Raw genomic sequence first — 20,621 nt, 5'->3', positions numbered from 1 at the left:
CCCCTACTTCGCCTTATCCAGATGGGTAATGGTGGTGAAGAACAACCAGCTCACCAGCAATACGATCAGGAAATAGATTAATGAGAAGGCTGCCGCCGGCCCCAGATCAAACTGACCGATCGCCATCTGGGTCAGGGTCTGGCTGAGGAAAGTGGTGGAGTTACCCGGGCCACCACCGGTCAGGACAAACGGCTCGGTATAGATCATAAAGCTGTCCATAAAGCGCAGCAGAATGCCGATCACCAGTACACTTTTCAGCTTTGGCAGCTGGATATAGCGGAAAATCGCCCAGTTAGAGGCACGGTCAATACGCGCCGCCTGATAGTAAGCTTCCGGAATAGCCCGCAGACCCGAGTAGCACAGCAGCGCCACCAGCGAGGTCCAGTGCCAGACATCCATCAGCAGCACCGTAAACCAGGCATCCATCGGGTTAGAGGCATAGTTGTAATCAATGCCCAGACCGTTCAGCGCCCAGCCAAACAGGCCGATATCCGCCCGGCCAAACACCTGCCAGATGGTGCCGATAACGTTCCACGGAATCAGCAGCGGAATGGCCAGCAGAATCAGACTGGCAGAGGCCGTCCAGCCCCGGGTTGGCATCATCAGTGCAACCGCAATGCCTAACGGAATCTCAATCAGCAGTACCGAGCCAGAGAAAATAAACTGCCGTAACAGGGAATCATGTAAACGCGGGTCATTCAGTACCTCCCGGTACCATTCCGCCCCCACAAAATACGCCGTGTTCTGGTCAAAAATATCCTGTACGGAATAGTTCACCACGGTCATCAGCGGAATCACCGCTGAAAATGCCACCAGCAGGAATACCGGGATGACCAGAAACCAGGCCTTGTTGTTCTCAACCTTATTCATCGTAGGTGTCCTCCACCAGGTATTCGTCGACGTACAGCTTCAGCCACTGTTTCGGGAAACTGACGTAAGCCTTGCCGGACGGCACTTCCTGATCTTCATCCAGACGGGCTTTCATGGTCTCGCCGCCCAGTCTGAAGGTCATAATTTTGTAAGTACCCAGATCTTCCACATGGGAGATGTCCGCTTCGTAAGCCCCCAGTACCGACTCACCGGACACATGGACAAACTCAGGACGAATGCCAATCTTCAGATTGTCACCCGGCACCTGGCTGATGAAATCCACCAGACCGTCATCCAGCGGGATATCAACCCCGTTAAATGTCACTCCGCCGTTATGGCGCTGTACCTCAACCACGTTCATCCCCGGGCTGCCAATAAAGTAGCCCACAAAGGTATGGTTAGGAGACTCAAACAACTCACGGGGGGTGCCGAACTGCACGATCTGACCGTTGTACATCACCGCAATTTTGTCGGCGAAAGTTGAGGCCTCCAACTGATCGTGGGTGACGTACACCATGGTGATATTGAACTGCTCATGGATCTGCTTCAGCTTACGGCGCAGCTTCCATTTCAGGTGCGGGTCGATCACCGTTAACGGCTCATCAAACAGGATCGCAGACACGTCATCCCGCACCAGACCACGACCCATCGAGACCTTCTGCTTCTCATCCGCGGTGAGGTTCTTGGCCTTATTCTTCAGCATGTCCTGCAGCTCAAGAATCTCGGCGATTTCCAGTACCTTGGCCTGTACCTTGGCTTCAGGCACCTTCATGTTCCGCAGCGGGAAAGCCAGGTTATCGAACACCGTCATGGAGTCGTAAATCACCGGGAACTGGAACACCTGCGCGATGTTGCGGGTTTCCGGCGGAATGTCATTTACCCGCTTGCCGTCAAACAGCACATCACCGTCCGACGGCGACAGCAGGCCGGAAATAATATTCAGCAGGGTACTTTTGCCGCAACCCGAAGGCCCCAGCAGCGCATAGGCGCCGCCCTGCTTCCAGACATGATCCATTTCACGGATGGCGTAATCCGCCGGCCCTTTCGGCGCATCAGAGTAGCTGTGCGCCAATGCTTTCAGATGTATTTCTGCCATGCCTTATTCCCCCGTATACATCCGGCCCGGTGCCTGCAACATGCGGCCATCCAGACTGAAGACAAAAAGTTTATGGGTTGGCAGATACACCTTGATGGACGTATCCGTGTGGTATTCGTGCACCCCGGAAAGCTGGGCCACCAGGTTAAAATAATCGTTGCGCACATGCATGAATGTTTCTGAACCGCTGATTTCTGCGATCTCTACTTTCACCGCCACTTCCAGATCATCATCACCGTGAGGCACCAGACCAATATGGCTGGGCCGTACACCGAAGTAATACTCACCGGGTTTCAGGCCGCGAATATCCTGATTCAGCGGGAAATGCACGGTGCTGTCGAAAGTTACTTCGGCGTCAGACACCTGTCCGCGGATCAGGTTGATCGGCGGTTCACTGAACAGCTCAGCGGCATCAATGTTCACCGGGTAACGGTACACCTCAGACGACACACCGGTCTGAATCACCTTACCTTCGTGCAGCAAGGTCGTTGTACCGCCCAGCGCCAGCGCTTCATTCGGTTCAGTGGATGCATACACCGCAATGGAATTCCGGCTGATCAGCAGCTCACGGATTTCCTGACGCAGTTCCTCACGCAGCTTGTAATCCAGATTCACCAGCGGCTCATCAAACAGAATCAGGCTGGCATCTTTCACCAGTGCCCGGGCCATGGCGGTGCGCTGCTGCTGACCACCGGACAGTTCCAGCGGGCGGCGCTGCAATAACGCTTCAATGTGCAGCATCTCGGCGGTTTCATTCACCCGGCGGGTAATCTCAGCCTCAGGGACTTTTTCCAGCCGCAGGGGCGAGGCAATATTTTCGAACACCGTCCAGTTGGGGTAATTAATGAACTGCTGATACACCATGGAGATATTACGCTTCTGTACCGGTACACCGGTGACATCCACGCCGTTCATCAGAATCTGGCCTGAGGTGGGTTTATCCAGGCCAGCCATCAGACGCATCAGCGAGGTTTTCCCCGCCAGCGTGCGCCCGAGTAAGACATTAAAAGAGCCGGGCTCTAATGTCAGGTTAGCGTCGTTGATATGGGTCTGGCCATCAACCACGCGGGTAACATTTTGCAAACAAAGCGACATATATCGGCCTTTATTGTTATTAAAATATCTGCCATATCCCTGCCGGCTAACCGGCCAGGCATATGCGAACTCAGCCTTGGTTCGAATTCGAACCTGAATACTGTCATTTTCTGCAACAAATCAGCAACAATTAAATCAAACAAAAACTCAAAGCATTGTTTTATAAGAATAAATAATTATTTTTACGCATGTGCAATAACGAACATATTTATTCATCACCGAAACAAACTGTTCAGTTCACAATTGACCCTGAACACTATTGAACATATATTCTGAACACTTTTCCGCCCTTTAAAGGTGCATGTTTACTATTCGGTAAAGATCAGCTAAAACGTGACCGATGAAAGATAATGACCAGAAACCCGGCAACCTCGGCCACGACCTGCTGATTAAAAGCTCGTGGCAGCGTTGCGACAGCTATGGCCTTGAACAGGACGCCTCCCCGGCGGACTTTGCGCTGGCCAAAGGCGAGGTCAGCCATCTGAAAGACAAGCACCATTACCTGATCGATACCACCGGGCACGAAGTACTGCCCTTCTATGAGAACATTCTGAATAACTCCAGCTGCCTGATCATTCTCGCCGACCGCGAAGGTCAGGTGCTGAACTGCTGGGGTGATAACCGTTTTATCGACTCAAAGAAGCGCCCCTATTTTCGCGACGGCAACAGCTGGCTGGAACGGCATAACGGCACCAACGCCATCGGTACCGCCATCGAAACCGGGCAGGCCGTTCAGGTGCAGCGGGACGAACACTTTCTGAAGTCCAACCGCTTTATGATCGGTTCCGCCGCACCCATCTATAACACCGAGCGGGAACTGATGGGGGTCCTGGACGTATCCAGTGATGCCTATCTGCCTCAGGCACATACCCTGGGCATGGTGAAGATGATGTCCCAGTCGGTGGAAAACCGGCTGATCTTCAGTAAATTTGGCGACACCGAATTCCTGATGACCTTCAACACCCATACAGACAACCTCGACAGCCAGTGGGTGGGGCTGATCGCCTTTAATGAAGAAGGCACCATTATCTCCGCCAACCGCCGGGCAGAAATGCTGCTGCGCTACGAGCTGGCACTGATGAACGTGGAAGAAGTGTTTGGCATTCCGCTGTTTGAACTGAAGAACCAGCCGGAAGGCATTCCGGTGGCCATTAATGCCCTGGGCAAATACAAGATGTATGCCCACGTACGCCGGCCGTCCCAGGCACCGGTGATTGCCCCGGACTTCCGCGAACGCCTGCAACCCCAGCCAGAGCAGGCCTCCCCCTGGCAAAGCATTAACTATGGCGATGCTAAAGTGGAACGCTGCATTAAAATGGCCAGCACCATTATGGAACGGGACATTCCCCTGCTGATTCAGGGTGAAACCGCCTCCGGCAAAGAGTCTTTCTGCCGGGCACTGCACCGGGCCAGCCAACGGCGTAACCAGCCGTTTATCATCATTAACTGCGCGTCATTGTCCGGAAGCACCATTGAAGAAGAACTGTTCGGTCACATCGACGAAGACACCGAGCAACCGGTCCCCGGCCTGATTCAGCAGGCGGATAACGGCACCCTGCTGTTAAAAGAAATCGGCGATATGCCGCTGGATATGCAGGCCCGTTTTCTGCGGATTCTGGAAGAAGGCAGCATCAACCACAGCGGCAGTAAAACCCGCCATCCCATCGACTTCAAACTGCTGGCCTCCAGCCATAGCAATCTGAAAGACATGGTGGAATCCGGCCTGTTCCGGCAGGACCTGTACTACCGCATCAGCGGCCTGAAACTGGATTACCCGTCCCTGAGCCAGCGTACCGACAAGGTTCAGATCGTCCAGCAGATCCACACCGATCTGCGGGAAGATCACCAGCCCCGCTTCCTGTCTGAAGAAGTAATACAGCTGCTCGACAAGCATCCCTGGCCGGGCAACTTCCGCCAGCTCAGCAACGTGATTCAGATCGCCCTGCTGATGGCCGATGCCACCGAGATCAAACCCTGGCACCTGCCGGACGACTTCTTCGATGACCTGAAGAACAGCGAGCCGATGTCCCCTTCTGCTGCCACTGTTTCCACCGCTGTCCCACCGGGACCGGCAACAGAACCTTCAACTGTCACCGCAGCTGCCTCAGCAGCCGGGTCCGCCCCGGTAACAACCACACCCACAGTGACAGCCATCGACCCGCTGGATGAAACCCTGAAGCAATACAACCTGCATCAGGGCAACATTTCACGCACTGCCAAAGCCCTGAACATCAGCCGTAACACCCTGTATAAACGGCTCCGGGAACTGGGCATCAAGCAGTAAAGCTCAGAACACAAACCAGTACACCAGCACGCCGCCTAACAGCAGCCGGTAGACCACAAAGGGCCATAACCCCATCTTTTCAATTACTTGCAGGAAGCAGCGAATACACAGATACGCACTGATAGATGCCGTACCCGCCCCCAGCGACAGCAGCCCCCAGTTCACCGCCATTTCAGACTGCATCAGATTCACCACCTGCAAGCCACCAGCCGCCGCAATCACCGGCACCGACAACAAAAAAGAATAACGGGCCGCCGCCTGTCGGGTCAGCCCCAGCATCAGTCCGGCAGTCAAAGTAATGCCTGAACGGGACGTCCCCGGAATCAGCGCTAATGCCTGCGCCATACCAATCAGCAGCGCCTCCCGGAACCCCACATCCTCCAGCGTTCTGATCTGACGGCAACGGTAATCCGCCCAACCCAGCAACAGTGCAAAACCTAACGTCGCCACGGCAATTACTTCCGGACGGCGCAAATACAATGCCATCAGGTCGCCAGCAAACAGCCCCAGTAGCCCCGCCGGCACACTGGCCACCAGCAGCGACCAGGCCATCCGCGCTTCCGGCCGCTGAGCAGCACTCAGATGCTGCCCCGGTTTCCAGCTAGCCAGCCAGGCCTGCAGCAGCCTGACTAAATCATGTCTGAAATACCACACCACCGCCGCCAGCGTGCCGGTATGCAGTGCCACATCGAACGCCAGCCCCTGATCCGGCCAGCCAAACATATGGGCCGGCAGGATCAGGTGGGCAGAGCTTGATATGGGTAAAAACTCGGTGATCCCCTGTAACAGCGCCAGAGTAACCGCGATCAGCCCGTCCATATAAATTCCTACAGGCCCTTACTTATCAGCCAGAAAACCGTCCCGCATAAACAACGGCTGGTCATTCATGTAAGCAACCCGCTCCGCCGCATGACAGGCCATGCAGGCGTTTTTGGCCTTCTGAAAGCCCGCTTTCACAATGGCCGGATCTTCCGTTGCCAGCGCATCACGCACTTCGGCCCAGGTACTGTTCAGCAAAATAGCTTCGGCATTCGCGCGCCGCCCCGGCCGTTTCATCAGGCCATTTTCCAGCGTGATTCTGATCTTCTTCCAGTGGTACTGAGCCAGTTCATAGTTCTCGTCAATCAGCGCCTGTTCCATACGGTCATAACGCTCGCCCACTTCCCACATTGGCTGGTCAAAACCCCGCAGATATTTTTCCAGCCGTTTATCTTTAGTCAGCTGATCCGGTGCACCGGACACCCAATCTTTGGCCCCCTTAAAGCCCTCCTCCGCACTGACACCTGCAACCGGAACGGCAGATAAAACAGCCAGTGAAACAGCACCGGCAAGTAACGCTTTTAATTGTTTTGGTTGTTTTAATGACACAGAACTGTCCTCTCATAAGCTCATCTGAATAACATGAGCCGCCAAGCCTAGATCCGGCCATGTCAAAAAAACGTGGAAGTATTCCATTGTCAGACGTCCGGCCACACTTAATTTTTACACCGTGAATCCGCCGGAAACTTTTCACATTTTTTTAACGTAATAATCAGCAAAATTGATAAATGCTAAACATTCTCAAATGCATTTGTTTTATCTTCATGCGCCTTAAATCTGTCACGCACAGATATTTATGCATTTACGTTCAGAAAAAATCTGAACAACTCTGAATCAGGAACAGTTATGACTCTGGATCAACTGCCGCAAAATACACCAGCGCAGATCACCGGCTTCACCGACGATCAGCAAAACGCTTACCCCCTGTCAGTACTGGGTGTCACCCCCGGCGCGACAGTTACCCACCTGAACACAGCCCCGCTGGGCGATCCTATTCAGGTACGGGTTATCAACACCTACCTGAGCATCCGTAAACAGGATGCCAGCCAAATAAGGGTGGCTATCTTATGAGCACAACCATCGCGCTGGTCGGCAATCCCAATGCAGGTAAATCCACCCTTTTCAACTGCCTGACCGGTGCCCGACAGACCGTCGGCAACTGGGCCGGGGTCACCGTCGAACGTAAATCCGGCAGCCTGCCACTGGGCAACGAAACCGCCGAACTGATCGACCTGCCAGGCCTCTATGCCATGCACAAGGAAGCCGGCTACACCCCGGGTATTGATGAAGCCATCAGCGTCGACTACCTGCGCAGCCAGCAGGCAGACCTGCTGATCAATGTGGTGGACGCCTCTAACCTGCAGCGCAATCTGCCCCTCACCCGGCAACTGCTGAACACCGGTACTCCGGTGGTCGTCGCTCTGAACATGCTGGATGTGGCCAGCCAGCAGGGTATTAACATTGATATCTCCCGACTGGAAGCCCGTTTAGGCGTGCCGGTTATCCCACTGGTGGCCAGCAAATCTCAAGGGATTACCGCCCTGCTTTCCGGCCTGAAGGAAACACTGCAAAAGGGTGCCGGTAAGCCCGCACAACAGCCGGCAAGCGCCCCGGAAACACTGTATTACGATGCCAGCATCAGCGAAGACTTTGCCTGGGCCAGCGAACAGGTGAAAGCCAGCACCACTACCGTGCATGACAAACCGTCCCTGACTGAACAGCTCGACCGGCTGGCACTGCACCGCTGGCTGGGCATTCCGGTCTTCCTGCTGATGATGTACCTGCTATTTTTCTTCGCCATTAACCTTGGTGCTGTCTTCATCGACTTCTTTGATATTTTGCTCGGAGATACCCTCGTCACCGGGCTCGGCCAGTTGCTGACCCACTGGCAGTTTCCCCCCTGGCTGGTCACCCTGCTGGCAGACGGCATCGGCGGTGGCATTCAGTTAATCGGCACCTTCATTCCGGTGATTGGCTTTTTATACCTGTGCCTGAGCATTCTGGAAGACTCCGGCTACATGGCCCGGGCCGCCTTTGTGGTAGATCGCCTGATGGCCGGCATCGGCTTACCCGGCAGCGCCTTTGTGCCGCTGATTGTGGGCTTCGGCTGTAACGTACCTTCCGTCATGGCCTCCCGTAGTCTCAGCCGGGAACAGGACCGCCTGCTCACCGTTGCCATGGCTCCATTTATGTCATGCGGGGCGCGGCTCACCGTATACGCATTATTCAGCGCCGCCTTCTTTGCCGAACTGGCCAGCCTGATGGTATTCCTGCTGTATCTGCTGGGCATTGTGGTGGCAGTATTTACCGGCTGGCTGTTCCGGCGGACCATCTTCCCCGGCAGCAACGCCGCCACTTTTACAGAGATGCCCCACTACCACCTGCCGGTAATGCGTAACATCATTGCCACCACCTGGCACCGCCTCAGCGGGTTCATCAAACGGGCCGGCAGCACCATTGTGCTGATGGTCGCCCTGCTCACCGTGATCAACTCCATTGGCACCGATGGCAGCTTCGGCAATCAGGACAGCAAAGACTCCCTGCTCAGCTACACCAGCAAAGCCCTGACCCCGATGCTCAGCCCCATCGGTATCCGCGAAGAAAACTGGCCGGCAACGGTGGGTATCTTCACCGGCATCTTTGCCAAGGAAGCAGTAGTGGGCAGCCTCGACGTGCTCTACCAGAGTGCACTGAACCCGGCAGATAACGGCGTACCGGAAGCCGCCGAAGCCTTCAGCCTGACCGGCACCCTGTCCGCTGCGCTGCTCTCCATCCGCGATAATGCCTACGGTCTGATCGGCGGGCTGGGAGATCCGCTGGGGCTGGCCGCCATCAACGACAGCGCCGATGATCAGGGGGTCAGCAACCAGAGCCTGACCACTATGCGTCAGTTGTTCCCGAGCAACTACGCAGCGTTCTGTTATCTGGTGCTGATTCTGCTCTACACACCCTGCGTGGCAGTAATTGGTGCTATGAAACGGGAATCAGGTCGCTACTGGGCCGGCGTGGTAGTCGCCTGGTCCACCTTTCTGGGTTACTGGCTGGCCAGCGTCATGTATCAGCTCAGCAATATTGTGGCGAATCCGGGTTTCGCCCTGCCCTGGTTACTGGCATCCGGAATAGCCATGTGGCTGGCCGTTCAGGGACTGAAAAGGATAGGAAATTCACCGCACCGCTTACCGATGAACATTATTGCCCGTCAGAGCTGACGGGCAATTACAGACAACGAAGCGGGTACGAATCTGCCTTTAAAGGGGCTGGCAATCTGCTGGCCCTTTAACACTCCGCCACCTGCTAAACCCTGCAAATTTATTGCGGTTCATCCGGCAGCGCAGTCCGCCAGCGATGCGTTCTCCTGCAATGCTTCTTTCAGCAAATGGCGCATTTTCTGTATCGGTCTGCTGCCCCGCTCATCCAGTCGCATTTTGCGGTTATAAAACAACCGCTCATCCATCACAGACAGGTCGTCATCAATTAAGGGGGTAAACTCCATCTGATCCAAAATATCCTGCTGCAGGTCCACCCCAGGGGCGATTTCTGTCAGCAATAGCCCTTGTTCACTGAGGCGAAATACCGCCCGCTCGGTGATAAAAGTAACTCTCTGATTACACTCTGTGGCGTACTCACCGTTAAATGTAATTTGCTGAACCGCCTTTCTGAATTTTTTCACCGGACCATTCTTCAGAATTTTCAGCCCGTCATCTGAAATAAGTATTTCCTGAACGCCGGACGTAAACGTCCCGAGAAAGTAAATGTCCCGGGTATTCTGCGTGATGTTAATAAAGCCACCGGCACCGGCGAGTTTTGAACCGAACCGGCTGACATTTACATGCCCTTCCTGGCAGGTTTCAGCCAGCCCCAGAAATGCCTGATCCAGCCCGCCACCGTCGTAAAAATCGAACTGGGCAGGCTGGTCGATAATGGCATCTGCATTGCTCACCGCCCCGAAGCTCAGCCCACTGGCAGGCTGACCACCAATGCCGCCGGGCTCAACCGTTAACGTCACATCGTCCAACTTACCTTCTTCATATGCCACCGCAGACATCGCCTCGGGCATACCGATGCCCAGATTCACCACCGCACCTTTTTTCAGCTCCATTATTGCCCTTCTGGCAATCACTTTACGGGCATCCAGCGGGATCAACCCGCGGGACTGCGCCCCAAAAATTTCACCGGTATAGGCTGGGTTATACATTTCATGAAAGGTTTGATAATGATCCTCCTGTGCAGAAACAATCACGTGATCCACCAAGATACCAGGAATGCGAATCCTGTCCGGCGTCTGCACATGGCGGTCAGTCAGCCGCTCCACCTGCACCAGCACAATACCGCCGTTATTCTTAACTGCCTGAGCAATTGCCAGTGAGTCCAGATGCAGAGCTTCGTGCTCCATGGAAATATTCCCATGCCGGTCTGCCGTTGTACCCCGTAACAGCGCCACATTTAACGGAAAATGTTTATAAAACAGTGCTTCTTCCTCATTGATTGTCAGCAGCTGCACCATGTCTTCCGTGCAGCAACTGTTTACCTTCGCCCCTTCGAGGCGGGGGTCAACAAAGGTTTTCAGTCCCACCCGGCTCAGAGTACCGGGCTTGCCCGCCGCCATATCCCTGAACATATGACAGATAACCCCCTGAGGCAGGTTGTAAGCTTCTATTTCATTATCGATGGCCAGCTTACCTAGCCCCGGCACTAACCCCCAGTGGCCACCGATCACCCTGCTGACCATCCCTTTATGGCCAAAATGATTAAGCCCGCGATCCTTACCGTCTCCCTGACCCGCGGAGTAAAACAGGGTCAGATTCTTTGGTTGCCCTTCCCTGAGAAAGCGTTTCTCCACTTCCCGGGCAATCGCCTCGGCAAATCCAATACCCACAAACCCGCCCGTGACAACAGTATCGTTTGACTGAATAAGGCTGGCGGCCTGCTCCACGGTAATCACTTTATTTTTTTGCATAGTACGGTCCTCATTTGTATTCCGTGTTCTGAACAAGAACAGAGCAAGAACCAAGCCCAATAACAAAAACCTTTTAAAAACATAAAGTTAATTTTTTTACGTATAAAAACCAGCAAATATTCGTCCGAAAAACCAGACACTTTCTCCAGACTGTCATATCCCCTGTACGGCGGCTACAACGCCCGGATACTGCTGCCCTGAAGTGTGAATAAACAGGATCATCTTCTGTCCAAACCGGACACTCACAGACGGACACTGTCCGCAAAAATGGACAAAACAGCTGTTAGAAATACACTGAATAGCGGTACAGTCCCGATAAACCGGCCCTGACCACCATTGGCCTGATCCTTGCTGACACCTCTGCTTTCAATCACACATCAGGAGTTAACCGTTATGAATGATCAGACAGTGGGAATCGTAGGTGCCGGACAAATGGGAGCGGGAATCGCCCAGGTGTTCGCCTGCGCAGGCTACCGTGTACGCCTGCATGATCAGTCTGAAAGTATGCTTAGCCGCGGCCTGAAATCCATCGAAGCAAGCCTGAAGAAACTGGAAAGTAAGGGATATCTGAACAACACAACTCAGGCCATACTAAGCCAGATAGCCCCGTGCCAGAGTATTGAGGAACTGGCAGGATCAGACCTGCTCATTGAAGCCATTGTCGAAAATGAAGCCGCTAAAGCCGGGCTGTTGCAAAAGCTGAGTACCCTGTGCCACGAAAATACCATTCTGGCCACCAATACATCTTCCATCTCGATTACCCGCCTGGCTCAGGCAACCGATATCCCTGAACGGGTGATTGGCATGCATTTCATGAACCCGGTCCCGCTGATTCAGCTGGTTGAAATTATTCCCGCCTACACCACAACCCCTGATACGATTCAGGCGGTAAAAACAGTGGTAAATACTCTGGGGAAAGAATCGGTACTATCTACAGACAGACCCGGCTTTATCGTCAACCGTCTGTTGATTCCTATGATTAACGAGGCAATATTTGTTCTGGAACAGGGAATAGGAAGCGCTGAAGAAATTGATAAAGCCATGGTCATGGGCTGCGCACAACCTATCGGCCCGCTTTCGCTGGCGGATATGATTGGCCTGGATACCTGCCTGAATATTATGAATGTTCTGTATGCAGGCTTTAAGGACCCTAAATACCGCCCCAGCCCGCTGCTTGTGGAAATGGTAGACAGCAAAATTCTGGGCCGGAAAACCGGACAGGGTTTCTTCGAATATAACTGAACAAACCGGCATCCGACACATACAGGTTTATATACATGCATCCATCAGAAAAACTGCTCCCCCAGGCAGAAGACAGTTTTTTCAACCTGCTGACAGGTATGTGTCAGGGCGCTGTGGTGCTCGATAAAAATGGCGTCATTATCTGGATCAGCAAAGGTTACTGTTCACTGTTAAAACAGCAAAAAGATGACCTGCTGGGCAAGAAGATTCAGGAAGTAGTACCCACCACCCAGCTGGACCGGGTCATCCAGACCGGCAAGCCTAACCTGGTCGACCTGATGCAGATAAACGAAGTATGGTGCGCCGTCACCCGCCTGCCTCTGCGAGACAGCGATGGTAATATCACCGGCGCGGTCGGGTTTATCTATTACGATGAACTCGAACGCTTACAACCCATGTTCGACAAGTTTTCCCTGCTGCGTAGGAAATACGAAACCCAGATATTAGACAGAACCACCCGTTACTCCTTTGATGACATGATCGGCCAGTCCCTGCCGCTGAACACCTTGAAAAAACAGGCCATCAAGGCTGCTCAGATAGACACCACCATCCTGTTACAGGGTGAAACCGGCACCGGCAAGGAACTGCTTGCTCAGGGCATTCACAACCTGTCACCCAGAAAATCCGGACCATTTGTCGGCGTAAACATGGGTGCACTGCCCGAAGCACTGGTGGAAAGTGAACTGTTTGGTGCAGCCCCCGGCGCTTATACCGGCGCGGATAAGAAGGGCCGGGTCGGCAAAATCAAACTGGCCGACGGTGGCACCCTGTTTCTCGATGAAATCGCCGAAATGCCACTGAACATGCAGGCCAAATTACTCAGGGTACTGCAGGAACGGGAAGTAGAAGCCTTAGGTTCCAACAAACTTGAAAAGGTCGATATACGGGTGATCGCCGCAACAGCGGTTAATCTTGAAGAAGTCGTCAGGCAGGGAAAATTCCGGGCAGACCTGTATTACCGGCTCAATGTCATTGAATTGAAAATCCCACCTCTCAGAGAACGAACAGAAGACATTCCCGAACTGGCTGAGCACTTACTTAAACAGGTTCTGAGTGAATCAAATATCCCCGAAATACGCCTGTCTGAATCTGCAATTTTCTGGCTCTGTAACTATGCCTGGCCCGGGAACATCCGGGAGTTAAGAAACAGAATTGAACGGGGCTGCATCATGGCCGAAGGGGAATACATCGAGGACTACGACCTGCACGACGCTTCAGGTGACACACCAGCGCCCACGGAAGCAACATCGGACATTAAAAAAGCCCGCATACGGTCTGAGCTGGCCGCCATCAGAAAAGCGATTGAAGAATGCCAGGGCAATAAAACCAAGGCTGCCAAAAAACTGGGAATATCCCGGTCCAGCTTATATGAAAAGCTTAAGGAAGCTGGTCAGTAACAGCAGCACGGCGGGAAGTACCACTGCCCGCCAGAACGGACGGGCAAAAACAAACATTAAAGCTAGTATGGCTCAGGCAATCAGAGGGTCTGATAAAGGGTAATGCGGGCCGGTTCTATCGGCCCTTTGACGATCAGTTCTTCGGTATAAAGTGCACATTTATTCAGATAAATGCGCAGCTTTCTTTCCCAGTATTCCTCATCGAAACCGATCACCCCGTTGGCGTTCTTTTTTTCTTCGATGTAACTGAGGATTTTTGAATCCGGATTAATGGGGTACCCCGCCGTCTTTGCCTCAAGATCTTCCTGCACATCAATGTATTCCAACCCCTTGGCCCGGATACAATAGACGTATACTTTTTCAGGAGTGGTGGGATACACGCTGCCCATACTGCTGCTCAGCGGCCCCGGCGGACGCCGACCTGCGGCATCTATACCGGCAGCCCCCATATCCAGTGCGGACTCCAGAAAGAACCGGGAAATACCCCGCAGTGTACGGGCACAAAATACTGTGCTGGTCCCGTACACGGTATTCATCCATTCGTTATTGGTGCCGGCAAAACCGTCTTTGAGAATAGTCGCCGGCGGGCGGAAATCCAGACGGTAAATAACTTTTTCGGTGACCTTCTTATTCTTCGGCATAAGCGCTTCTTTTTTCAGGCTTTTTAAGAGTTTCAGTTGAGTAATACAGACAACGGATAAAGCTCTGCGTTCAACGCAAATACATCGCTCAGCCTTTAACCTCTTCACCCGTATTCTGCGCAACAGCAAAACCGATCACGGCGGTACAGCCGCTGCTGCCTGAAGCACTGTTATCCTTCAATTCAAAGCTCCAGCCATAGCGATGGCAAATATCACGCACCAGTAACAGCCCCAACCCGAAGCCTTCACTGGCTGAAGACTTACCATATAGCCCCGGCCCGGTATCACACACCTGAATACCTTCGCTATTCACCACCACACTGACAACGCCCCGCTCCACACAAGCAAAAGCATTTTTAATCACATTGCCCAAAAGAATATGGAAAGCCGCTTCCGGCATGCGGATTACCGGATCACCCTCAACCTTCACCCACCATTCCACCGCTTTGTTATTCAGCAGATGCTGATGGTTCGCCACTATATTAGTCAGCTCCTCCTCAGACAGCGCCCGGGGAATCAGCTCAGCCCCTTCCACTGCTTTGGTCAGGGTCAGCAAGGTCTCAATGAACTCACCGATCTCTCCGGTGGCTTTCTCCAGCCTTTGCCGCTGCTTTTCAATAAAGGCTTCATCTTTCGACTCCCCCAGCAGGGTAATAGCCCCTTTCATCACCATCAGCGGAGTACGCAATTCATGGCTGGTATAACGGTTGAAGGCCCGCTCACGTTCCAGCAGATCCCGGATACGGGCCTGATAGTCATTGAACGTCTCAACCATTTTCAACAACTCAAGGGTGGCGGTTCCCTTTGGTACATCCACCGGCTCCAGATCATCCGGGGACTTTTCAGCCAGCGTGTTGGCAAACCGTGAAATAGGGTTGGTCAGGCGCTCGGCAATCTTCATCACCACAAACAGGCTGATGGCCAGCAGCACCAGCGACACCACCAACTGCTGGGCGTGGGCCCCCAGCAACTGTTCCTCGCTGAACTCAAACAAAGTGTTATCGATCACCAGCAGTGCGTGATAGGTTTTCCCCCCGGCGGGCAGATCAATCTTCTTCATGAAATACGCGCGCTCCTCCGACTCGGGGGAAAACTTCACCTCACGTTCTTCATTCAGCGCCAGAGTATCCGGGTCCGGAAAGCCGGGGGGCAGATTTTTCCAGTTGAGGTAAATCACCGGCGGCCGGTTTACTTCGGAAATCTCTTCCCGGGGCAACTCAACTTTATCCAGCCCGGTTAAATCAGCATTGGCAAACACCCGAAGGGCAAAGGCTTCATTGGCCTGCAGCCGGTTATTGCCATAAAGGTGCTCGATATCTTCCTTGGTTAATTCAAATACCGAGGCATGAATGGTGACCAGCGCGATGGCCACGATGGAAAAATAAAAAAATGTTAAGCGTTTCGCAGAGGGGACAGATTTCACAGTTCAGTCTCAGCGGTCAGCTGATAGCCAACCTTGGGCACGGTTTTAATGTAGGCATGCCTGAACGGTTTATCGATCTGGTTACGCAGCTGATAAATATGGCTGCGCAATACATCACCGTCCGGCTCATCATCCTGCCAGACTTCTTTAATCAGCTCATCCCGGGTTGCAACATCCGGGGCGCGCATCAGCAGGGTTTTAAGAATAGTAAACTGGGTCTGATTCAGCTTAAAGCGACAGTCGCTGCGCTCCACTACCCGGTTCACCAGATCCAGTTTCAGTTCACCGAAGTGCAGAAACTTCGTGGCGACTGCCCCGGTCTTACGGCGATACAGTGCCTGCACTCTGGCCTCAAGGATATTCAGGTCAAACGGCTTCACCAGATAGTCATCCGCCCCCTGTTCAAAACCTTCCAGAATGTCATCCCGGTCGCTGCGGGCTGTGAGCATGAGAATCGGTAAATCCACACCCCGGTTACGCAGGGTTTTACACACATCCAGGCCGTCCATCAGGGGCAGCATAATATCCAGAATGATCAGGTCATAATGGTTCTTTGTCGCCAGCTCCAGACCATGCCGCCCGTCACTGGCGTAGTCCAGCAGGTAATCACCGCGAATTTCAAAAAAATCAAAGATCACGCCGGCAATGTCCTGGCTATCTTCAATCAGCAGTATTTTCATAAGGTACGACAACTCCACAGCCTGAGGCCCATTCAAGCATAACAACAAATGGTTGCAGCTTAGTGGTGAAAATGTGAAAAAAAAGTGGAATGAGGGGTTGGCAACGGTTTCAGATACGAATAGAAAAGCCAGAGGAAATCTTGCGTGATTTTAACTCTGGCTTATTTTTTTAAAGGTAAAAGAAAAAACCACACATCAGGTTGTTTCTAATTCCAGAATCTCTGTCATTTTCCGGGGATTCTCTTTTATCAGCGTCAGTAATTTTTTGGTGGGCCCGGTCGGATTACGTCGCCCGGTTTCCCAGCTTTTCACTGCTTCGTAGCTCGCACCAATAATCACCGCAAACTCCTTACGAGACTTCCCTGCAATTTCCCGTATAGCCTGAACATCCAGCGTTTCATAGCGGTGCACTGCTGCATCATCAGGCACTGAGTTGCCCTGCTCAATTGCAACCATCTCCTCAGCACTCGCCAGAAGATCGGCAAACAGCTCATCTTTCATAACCAATTCCCTCGCTACTTCTTCAGCACATCAGATAATTGTTTTAGCTGAGCTTTCTGCGCAGCTGTCAGATTATCGGCTTCGTTCTTTGAATAAATCAGCGCAAGATACAAACGCCCGGTAGACACAGTAAGGTTGTAATAAATCACTCTTACTCCGCCACTCTTCCCCTTACCGGGTCTGGCCCACCGGAGCTTTCTGAATCCTCCTGTGCCAACCATCCGGCTACCGCTCTCAGGATTAATAATTAAAGCTTCTTGCAGCGCTTTAAATTCATCATCCGTCAGTAATTCAGCTCTGCGCTTACTGAATCCACCCAGCTCTATAAATGTAAACATACAATTCCGTGTACTTTGTACATAGCATAGCAGGTACTTTGTACCCTTAAAATCCTTTTATCCAGATTAACACAGCATACTGAAGCCTCTCCACCAACAACCTACGCTGGCAAAGTTGTGTATCTTTTTTGGCGGAATAATTCTCGATAAAAAGAAGTTTCCAAAACATCCTGGAAATGGAAAACAGAAGAGCGTAATACGAATCCCGCCGATCAGAGCACCATTTCTGTCATCCTGAACAACAAACAAGAAATTCTGGCAGTATTCTTCAAAAAATTGTTCGAGGCGTTTTTAAGCGTGATGGGAAAGCAAATAATAGAAAGGCCAGAGGAAACTTCTTATATTCAACTCTGGCGCATTTTTAAAGCATGAAGACAAAAGGTAAGACCTGATTCCCTTACCTTCTATCAGAGAATCTGGGCAGCGATATCGCCAATCCCCTCTTTACTGCCTAACTGACGTTCGATCTCTTCCTCGATCATCTCTTCAATCTTCATCCGCTCTTCATAGGGAAGATTCTTCAGCGACTCTTCCGTCAGGCCCATTTCATCAAGCATCTGGTAGCGAATTAACTCAGCCGGACTCATAGATAGCAAACGCATCAGTTCATCCCGGTGGTTGACCATGCTTTTCTCTTCGGTAGCAGTGGTTTGATCACTGGCAGCCGGCGTGTCTTCCTGTTTGCTCTTTGCCGTCTCAGCAAGTTTGGCTGCCTGTTCTGCCAGTAAATCAGCAAAGGTAGATGAGGCTGCTGCTTTTTGACTGCTTGCAGCACCTGCAATGTTAGGTTGGGTTACCGAATCGATCCTGATCATGTTTACTCCTGATGCATGACGCTTGCTATGACTATCCCCATTCTTTAGCAAGTTCCAGGCCATGCTCGCAGGCAGGCAGAATCAGTGTTTTAGCCGTGCAAGCGGCAACAGAGTGCCGATTTACAGAGAAAGGAATGCAAAGGATTGCAGTTTCGGAGGTGATTCACAGGTATTGCGAGCGCCGGAACAGTTTAATTCTGAGTTTAGCTTTTACTCTGAACACAAATACCTGGGGCAAAGACAAAGCTTGGCCCCGTTATTTCTAACAGGAAAAGATAAGAAAGATGCAATGAAGGGGTTAACTGCGCACCAAAAACATCAATGCTTCGCAACTGAGCCTACACTTATAAACAGGAAACCAAACTAATCTTAAAAATCAGGAATGAGTCCAATGTTGGAAGAAATAATTCTTTTTACTTTAAGATCAGTTTTCTACTTAATCTTCTCGATCCTGATCGACTTTCTGTTCTATGTGGTTTTCTACTATATCGGCCTGCCTGTCTGTCTACTGTTTACTCTGGGCAGATATCCTCCACACTCTGTGGGCGATAAATCCGTCACCGAAAGTTTCAGTAACCCTAATGATCCCAGGCATACCGTCGCAGTCGTAGGTATGACCTTCACAATTGTTCTGGTCATAGTCGTAAGCTTCACCTGATCTGATTACCTGTTCAATAAAATAGCTGCAGGACATTCCCCTCTCCCTTGGCAGATCCATCCCTAACCCCTCCTACACCCGCGCAACTCACCCAAATTTTTGTCGAAAGAATGTCGAAAACATTTATTCCACCCCAGCCCGGTTAGCCTGTACGCAATTAATTAACTAACTGGGATTCACTATGAAATACGCCTTTGCAGGCCTGGGCGCTTTAGGTGTCGCAGGTATGATCTTTGTTGCCAGCAGTGTTACGCCTGAAACAGCGCAGGCCGCTAATCTGGATAACGGCAAGTCTAAGTTTCTGGCGAACTGTCAGGTATGCCATGGAAATAAAGGCTGGGGAGATGGCCCTGCCGCAGCAGGCATGGATAACAAGCCGGCGAACATCAGCAAGAAGCTGAACTCCATGTTCAGTTCAGATACTAAGCTGACGCAAAAAGTGATGGACGGTAAACCCGGCATGCCAGCCTTTAAGGGTGTGCTGAGCCAGAACGATGTGGCAGATATATTCGCCTATATCCGCAGCATGAATCCGTAATCCGTTTCAGTATCCGGCAGCTCACCCAACGGAGGTTTACTGCCTGATACGACCTTCTCAGATTTCACAGGTGCCGTTCGGTTGCGGTGTATTGCTTCCCCCGGTCAGCCAGTCGCTGTTCTGAACCGGTGCCTGTGAAACCTCTTCCAAACGGTAAGTAAACACTCACAGCCTTTGTTTTATCCGCAATAAAAAGCCCCGCTGTTATGTGCTGTCTGCAACAGGGCTTGCTCAGGCTTTCTGCGCAGTACAACAGAAAACTTTTCCTGCCGTCTTAACCTTTTATTTACTTCGACGAAGGTATAACAGCTCCCGACCTCACCGCGATACCGGAAACGGGTTATACCCTCCTCCTCCCCGGATCGTAGCCTTGTTTTAAGTAACGGTTGTTCAGAGCAACGGTTTTTTTAACAGAGGTTTTTAACAGGCCTGCAGGATATGCTGTTCTTTCAGGAGTGCCCCCCCGCTCTCCCATCGTTCGGTATCCTGTCAGGTCTGTTTCTTTTATCTTCTATCCTTAATGCTTAGCCCTAAATCTTCGGTCCTTAAGCACTTTCGCCTTAAAAGAACCAGCCGGTTTTAAAAGACACGCCTACCACCACAAACAGTACCGAAATAACGGTTACCGGAATAATATGCCAGGCCAGCGATACCAGGTTATCCGCTGAAAGTTTCGGAATGACCCGTAAGCGGGCGTCAATGGCCAGCAGAAAAGTACAGAGCAGCAGGATTAGCTTAAAACTGATGACCCGGGAAATCGGATCGGAGAAGTTGAACCAGAGCCCAAAGTCCGGTAACAGCCGGTAGGCCAGATGCAGGCCGGTGAGCACCTGTATGATCAGCGCAGGAATGCCGATTTTTTCAAACCCGGATTCGAATGCTTTTATATAGGCCACATCGGAATGCTTCAGCACCCGGGGTAGCACTCCCACCGCCAGCACCAGATGTCCGCCTGTCCAGACGGTCGCCGCCAAGACATGTAACAACAAAAAGATCTCATACATTGTGCAGCGCTCCATAAAAATAAATGCGAATGGTTATTAACTCTCTGCTTTACTCTCTACCTTATACGCTACGGGGGCTGAAGAAGAATTGATCTTGCTCAGGTGAATCGTACTGAGGCTAAAGCACTGCAATTTTTTGCTGCAATTGCGAATAAAAATGTAAGGGATCACTTCGCTTCTAAGACTGTGTTTTCGTTTTATTGTCGCACACAATCCACAGTCAATACCTCTCCTGTATTTTTTTACCTTTTTTTTTATTATTT

The 20,621-nt window shown here is 51.9% G+C and carries 19 protein-coding genes; 6 read left to right on the top strand and 13 right to left on the bottom strand.

The window, feature by feature from the left end; genetic code table 11:
* Window positions 1-3: 3 nt before the first annotated feature.
* From JYB63_RS12560 to JYB63_RS12550, 3 genes are read right to left on the bottom strand one after another with little or no spacing between them, the layout of a single operon-like run.
* Window positions 4-870 (bottom strand): carbohydrate ABC transporter permease, encoded by an 867-nt coding sequence (locus tag JYB63_RS12560; RefSeq protein ID WP_205658189.1) that lies wholly within the window; start codon window positions 868-870, stop codon window positions 4-6.
* The gene (locus tag JYB63_RS12555; RefSeq protein WP_205658188.1) at window positions 863-1,966 is read right to left on the bottom strand and encodes an ABC transporter ATP-binding protein; all 1,104 of its coding nucleotides are present in this window, start codon (window positions 1,964-1,966) and stop codon (window positions 863-865) included. Before JYB63_RS12555 ends, JYB63_RS12560 begins: the two co-directional genes overlap by 8 nt.
* Before the next feature lie 3 nt (window positions 1,967-1,969).
* The gene (locus JYB63_RS12550) at window positions 1,970-3,061 is read right to left on the bottom strand and encodes an ABC transporter ATP-binding protein (protein WP_205658187.1); all 1,092 of its coding nucleotides are present in this window, start codon (window positions 3,059-3,061) and stop codon (window positions 1,970-1,972) included.
* A gap of 340 nt (window positions 3,062-3,401) precedes the next feature.
* On the opposite strand from JYB63_RS12550, the gene JYB63_RS12545 reads away from it, so the two are divergent.
* Window positions 3,402-5,345 carry a sigma-54-dependent Fis family transcriptional regulator gene (locus JYB63_RS12545; RefSeq protein ID WP_205658186.1) on the top strand — a complete coding sequence of 648 codons (1,944 nt, stop codon included), beginning with the start codon at window positions 3,402-3,404 and terminating at the stop codon, window positions 5,343-5,345.
* 3 nt (window positions 5,346-5,348) lie between these two features.
* Here the strand turns inward: JYB63_RS12545 and JYB63_RS12540 are convergent, their stop codons facing one another.
* Together JYB63_RS12540 and JYB63_RS12535 are read right to left on the bottom strand one after the other, a co-directional pair.
* Complete coding sequence (locus JYB63_RS12540) at window positions 5,349-6,164, bottom strand: undecaprenyl-diphosphate phosphatase (protein ID WP_205658185.1); 816 nt, start codon at window positions 6,162-6,164, stop codon at window positions 5,349-5,351.
* 18 nt (window positions 6,165-6,182) lie between these two features.
* Window positions 6,183-6,713, bottom strand: a complete 531-nt coding sequence (locus tag JYB63_RS12535; protein WP_205658184.1) for a hypothetical protein — start codon at window positions 6,711-6,713, stop codon at window positions 6,183-6,185.
* Between the two features lie 297 nt (window positions 6,714-7,010).
* Between JYB63_RS12535 and JYB63_RS12530 the strand changes: the two genes are divergently transcribed.
* Together JYB63_RS12530 and feoB are read left to right on the top strand one after the other, a co-directional pair.
* Entirely contained in the window at window positions 7,011-7,235 is a 225-nt protein-coding gene (locus JYB63_RS12530; protein ID WP_205658183.1) for a FeoA family protein, read from the top strand.
* Window positions 7,232-9,373, top strand: a complete 2,142-nt coding sequence (gene feoB, locus JYB63_RS12525; RefSeq protein ID WP_205658182.1) for a ferrous iron transport protein B — start codon at window positions 7,232-7,234, stop codon at window positions 9,371-9,373. Before JYB63_RS12530 ends, feoB begins: the two co-directional genes overlap by 4 nt.
* A gap of 110 nt (window positions 9,374-9,483) precedes the next feature.
* Here the strand turns inward: feoB and JYB63_RS12520 are convergent, their stop codons facing one another.
* Window positions 9,484-11,121, bottom strand: coding sequence for an acyl CoA:acetate/3-ketoacid CoA transferase (locus JYB63_RS12520; protein ID WP_205658181.1), 1,638 nt, complete (start codon window positions 11,119-11,121; stop codon window positions 9,484-9,486).
* Between the two features lie 393 nt (window positions 11,122-11,514).
* Between JYB63_RS12520 and JYB63_RS12515 the strand changes: the two genes are divergently transcribed.
* The gene (locus JYB63_RS12515) at window positions 11,515-12,363 is read left to right on the top strand and encodes a 3-hydroxyacyl-CoA dehydrogenase family protein (RefSeq protein WP_205658180.1); all 849 of its coding nucleotides are present in this window, start codon (window positions 11,515-11,517) and stop codon (window positions 12,361-12,363) included.
* Window positions 12,364-12,398: 35 nt separating this feature from the next.
* The gene (locus tag JYB63_RS12510) at window positions 12,399-13,760 is read left to right on the top strand and encodes a sigma-54 interaction domain-containing protein (RefSeq protein WP_205658179.1); all 1,362 of its coding nucleotides are present in this window, start codon (window positions 12,399-12,401) and stop codon (window positions 13,758-13,760) included.
* An 80-nt stretch (window positions 13,761-13,840) separates the two neighbouring features.
* Here the strand turns inward: JYB63_RS12510 and JYB63_RS12505 are convergent, their stop codons facing one another.
* The 6 genes from JYB63_RS12505 to JYB63_RS12480 all read right to left on the bottom strand — a co-directional run bounded on the left by JYB63_RS12505 (window position 13,841) and on the right by JYB63_RS12480 (window position 18,158).
* Window positions 13,841-14,401, bottom strand: a complete 561-nt coding sequence (locus JYB63_RS12505; RefSeq protein WP_205658178.1) for a hypothetical protein — start codon at window positions 14,399-14,401, stop codon at window positions 13,841-13,843.
* Between the two features lie 88 nt (window positions 14,402-14,489).
* Window positions 14,490-15,824, bottom strand: a complete 1,335-nt coding sequence (locus JYB63_RS23655) for a histidine kinase dimerization/phospho-acceptor domain-containing protein (protein WP_205658177.1) — start codon at window positions 15,822-15,824, stop codon at window positions 14,490-14,492.
* Window positions 15,821-16,504: a response regulator transcription factor gene (locus tag JYB63_RS12495; protein ID WP_205658176.1), complete on the bottom strand. Its 684-nt coding sequence runs from the start codon at window positions 16,502-16,504 to the stop codon at window positions 15,821-15,823. Before JYB63_RS12495 ends, JYB63_RS23655 begins: the two co-directional genes overlap by 4 nt.
* Before the next feature lie 195 nt (window positions 16,505-16,699).
* Window positions 16,700-17,005: a NadS family protein gene (nadS, locus tag JYB63_RS12490; protein WP_205658175.1), complete on the bottom strand. Its 306-nt coding sequence runs from the start codon at window positions 17,003-17,005 to the stop codon at window positions 16,700-16,702.
* Between the two features lie 14 nt (window positions 17,006-17,019).
* Window positions 17,020-17,343 carry a type II toxin-antitoxin system RelE/ParE family toxin gene (locus tag JYB63_RS12485; RefSeq protein WP_205658174.1) on the bottom strand — a complete coding sequence of 108 codons (324 nt, stop codon included), beginning with the start codon at window positions 17,341-17,343 and terminating at the stop codon, window positions 17,020-17,022.
* A gap of 407 nt (window positions 17,344-17,750) precedes the next feature.
* On the bottom strand, window positions 17,751-18,158 hold the full coding sequence (locus tag JYB63_RS12480) for a hypothetical protein (RefSeq protein WP_205658173.1): 408 nt from the start codon (window positions 18,156-18,158) through the stop codon (window positions 17,751-17,753).
* An 839-nt stretch (window positions 18,159-18,997) separates the two neighbouring features.
* On the opposite strand from JYB63_RS12480, the gene JYB63_RS12475 reads away from it, so the two are divergent.
* A complete protein-coding gene (locus tag JYB63_RS12475) occupies window positions 18,998-19,354 on the top strand; it encodes a c-type cytochrome (RefSeq protein ID WP_205658172.1) in 357 nt (118 codons plus the stop codon).
* 560 nt (window positions 19,355-19,914) lie between these two features.
* On the opposite strand, the gene JYB63_RS12470 is transcribed toward JYB63_RS12475, so the two are convergent.
* Window positions 19,915-20,358 (bottom strand): CopD family protein, encoded by a 444-nt coding sequence (locus JYB63_RS12470; RefSeq protein ID WP_205658171.1) that lies wholly within the window; start codon window positions 20,356-20,358, stop codon window positions 19,915-19,917.
* Window positions 20,359-20,621 lie beyond the last annotated feature (263 nt).

The organism is Aliamphritea spongicola (assembly GCF_017051665.1).
Lineage (GTDB): Bacteria > Pseudomonadota > Gammaproteobacteria > Pseudomonadales > Balneatricaceae > Amphritea > Amphritea spongicola.
Note: the sequence above shows the minus strand (reverse complement) of the source record. Positions and strands in the feature narration are given on the sequence as shown.

Excerpts from the sequence above, each read along its gene's own strand:
- feoB (WP_205658182.1), top strand. The coding sequence starts at position 7,232 with ATGAGCACAACCATCGCGCTGGTCGGCAATCCCAATGCAGGTAAATCC.
- JYB63_RS12540 (WP_205658185.1), bottom strand. The coding sequence starts at position 6,164 with ATGGACGGGCTGATCGCGGTTACTCTGGCGCTGTTACAGGGGATCACC.
- JYB63_RS12550 (WP_205658187.1), bottom strand. The coding sequence starts at position 3,061 with ATGTCGCTTTGTTTGCAAAATGTTACCCGCGTGGTTGATGGCCAGACC.
- JYB63_RS12485 (WP_205658174.1), bottom strand. The coding sequence starts at position 17,343 with ATGTTTACATTTATAGAGCTGGGTGGATTCAGTAAGCGCAGAGCTGAA.
- JYB63_RS12520 (WP_205658181.1), bottom strand. The coding sequence starts at position 11,121 with ATGCAAAAAAATAAAGTGATTACCGTGGAGCAGGCCGCCAGCCTTATT.
- JYB63_RS12530 (WP_205658183.1), top strand. The coding sequence starts at position 7,011 with ATGACTCTGGATCAACTGCCGCAAAATACACCAGCGCAGATCACCGGC.
- JYB63_RS12505 (WP_205658178.1), bottom strand. The coding sequence starts at position 14,401 with ATGCCGAAGAATAAGAAGGTCACCGAAAAAGTTATTTACCGTCTGGAT.
- JYB63_RS12480 (WP_205658173.1), bottom strand. The coding sequence starts at position 18,158 with ATGATCAGGATCGATTCGGTAACCCAACCTAACATTGCAGGTGCTGCA.
- JYB63_RS12475 (WP_205658172.1), top strand. The coding sequence starts at position 18,998 with ATGAAATACGCCTTTGCAGGCCTGGGCGCTTTAGGTGTCGCAGGTATG.
- JYB63_RS12470 (WP_205658171.1), bottom strand. The coding sequence starts at position 20,358 with ATGTATGAGATCTTTTTGTTGTTACATGTCTTGGCGGCGACCGTCTGG.
- JYB63_RS12560 (WP_205658189.1), bottom strand. The coding sequence starts at position 870 with ATGAATAAGGTTGAGAACAACAAGGCCTGGTTTCTGGTCATCCCGGTA.
- JYB63_RS12515 (WP_205658180.1), top strand. The coding sequence starts at position 11,515 with ATGAATGATCAGACAGTGGGAATCGTAGGTGCCGGACAAATGGGAGCG.
- nadS (WP_205658175.1), bottom strand. The coding sequence starts at position 17,005 with ATGAAAGATGAGCTGTTTGCCGATCTTCTGGCGAGTGCTGAGGAGATG.
- JYB63_RS12495 (WP_205658176.1), bottom strand. The coding sequence starts at position 16,504 with ATGAAAATACTGCTGATTGAAGATAGCCAGGACATTGCCGGCGTGATC.
- JYB63_RS12510 (WP_205658179.1), top strand. The coding sequence starts at position 12,399 with ATGCATCCATCAGAAAAACTGCTCCCCCAGGCAGAAGACAGTTTTTTC.
- JYB63_RS12555 (WP_205658188.1), bottom strand. The coding sequence starts at position 1,966 with ATGGCAGAAATACATCTGAAAGCATTGGCGCACAGCTACTCTGATGCG.
- JYB63_RS12545 (WP_205658186.1), top strand. The coding sequence starts at position 3,402 with ATGAAAGATAATGACCAGAAACCCGGCAACCTCGGCCACGACCTGCTG.